This window comes from Streptomyces pathocidini (genome assembly GCF_001418495.1).
Classification (GTDB): domain Bacteria; phylum Actinomycetota; class Actinomycetes; order Streptomycetales; family Streptomycetaceae; genus Streptomyces; species Streptomyces pathocidini.
Genome location: NZ_LIQY01000353.1, coordinates 1 through 1979 on the forward strand (window position 1 = coordinate 1; position 1979 = coordinate 1979).

A 1979-nucleotide genomic window follows, 5' to 3' on the forward strand; every position below is an offset into this window, starting at 1 on the left:
CCGCCCGGTCCGCCGGATCCTCGGCTGTCTCCCCCGCCGTCGCGGTCACCGTCGGGGGTGTCGTTGCCGACGAGGTCACCAGCGCCGTCGCTCGGACCGAGCGGGAGCGGTCGACCGCCTGGAGGGCCGGGTGGCCGTCGGCGTAGCGGACGGGGACGCTCGCCGGGGCGATCGGGGAGCACGGGCCGCCGGGGCCCGTCGGGGTCGCGGCCGCACGGACCAGGCGGCTCGGGGCGTCCGAGGTCTCCGGGGTCGGCGGGGCGTCCCCCGCCACCAGATCCAGGAGCGCGTGGTCCGCGAACCCCGGCAAGGCGAAGTCCAGGAAGACCGTCGCCGCCTCCAGCGGGTCCTCGCAGTCCGCCGCGGCCCGCCCCGCACGGTGCAGCTGGTTCGCGCGGAAGCGCGCCGTCGACCCCGCCCGCTCCGCCCGCTTCTCCCGCGTGACATCCCGGAAGAACCAGCCCACCCCCAGCGGAACCGGCTCCTCCGCGAGCGGTGAGGCGAGCCGTACGAAGCCGCTGCGCCAGCAGCGCCGCTCCGGCTCCGCATGGTCGGCGCCGTTGTGGTCGACGCCGCCCGCCGGGCGCAGAGCCACCCACACGTCCGTCGGCGCGGGCGGCGCCCCCTCCGCCAGTACGTGCTCGAACGCGGCCTCCAACTCCTCCGCCCCGTGCGACAGCAGCTCACCGAGAGGGCGCCCGAGGACCGCCGTACGCCCGGGGTACAGGGCGCGCGCCGCGTACTCGTTGGCGACCGCCGGGCGCAGATCGGCGTCCACGAGTACCACCCCCCAGGCCGCCTCCTCCAGCAGCGCCTCGCTGAGCGCGATCGAGCGCTCCAGCCCGATCTGGGCGTGCACCTCGGTGAAGGCGCAGTAGACGCCCGCCGGTCGGCCGCCGGCACCGCGTACGCCCGCGGACTGGGTACGTACGAGCACCCGGCCGCCGTCCTTCGTGAGCAGCGCGAACTCGTCGACCTGGCGGCCGGTGGTGGTCATCGCGGCCATCAGGCGGGCCTGCACGTCGTCGGCGTCGGCGGTGCGGATCGCCCAGCCGGCGAAGCCGCGCCGGCCGACGGCCTCCCCCGCGGTCCAGCCGAGGATGCGCTCGGCCTCGCGGTTCCAGTGGGTGACGACGCCGTCGGCGTCGAACGCGCAGAGCGCGGCGTCCATACCGTCCAGGAGGGCGGCGAGCAGATCGGCGTGCTCTCGGTGGGTTCGGGCGGTCGCCCCGGCATCCCGTACGTCTCGTGTGTCGCCTGTGTCGCGTACGTCTCGCGTGTCTCGCTGGTCCCGGTGGTCTCGGTCGTCGGCCGGATGGGTCGGCGTGGTCACCTGGCGCCTCCTGATGGACGTCGGCCGCACACGGAGCCGTACTGCACGTGGGCATTTAACTGGAACGTGACGCGGGCCACACCGGGTTCCCGAAAAAGGGTTGAGATCGGGCGGGGGCGTACCTAGCGTGTGGTGCACACGAGAAGGGAGGTGGTTCGGCAGATGTATGAAATCCGGACGCGTGAGGTGACTGCGGGCTAGCGGCCCGTCGTCGCGCTCTGCGCACCGCCGGACCAGCGCGGGAAGAACCCGCGCAGCCGGCCCAATCTCAGCAGTCACCCGACCCGCGAGCCGCCGGTCCACGTCCGAACCGGCCCCCTTGCGCCTCTCGGCGCCGGGGGAAGTGGCTCGCGGGTCGCACTGTGTCAGCGGACCCTCGCCCGTCCCTGGGAGGGTTCTGGCTGTTCGGCACCGCCGGGCTGCCGCGTACCGATTGCTCACCGTCGCGGCGGAGAAACCTGGGGACTCCGTCCCCAGACCCCAGAACCCAGCCACGCGGCCCGGCCCGCCGAAGAACCCACGGGACTCCGCCCCCAAACCCCTCCACGACGAGGCCCTGGCCACTCGGCACCGCCGGGCTGCCGCGTACCGATTACTCACCGTCGCGGCGGAGAAAACCTGGGGACTCCGTCCCCAGACCCCAGCC

At 74.2% G+C, this 1979-nt stretch carries 1 protein-coding gene; it reads right to left on the reverse strand.

Annotated elements, in window-relative coordinates; genetic code table 11:
* Positions 1 to 1333, reverse strand: a 1333-nt coding sequence (locus AOK16_RS17115; protein WP_420865386.1) for a PAS domain-containing protein, incomplete at its 3' end; no start/stop codon positions are given.
* Between the last annotated feature and the right edge of the window lie 646 nt (positions 1334 to 1979).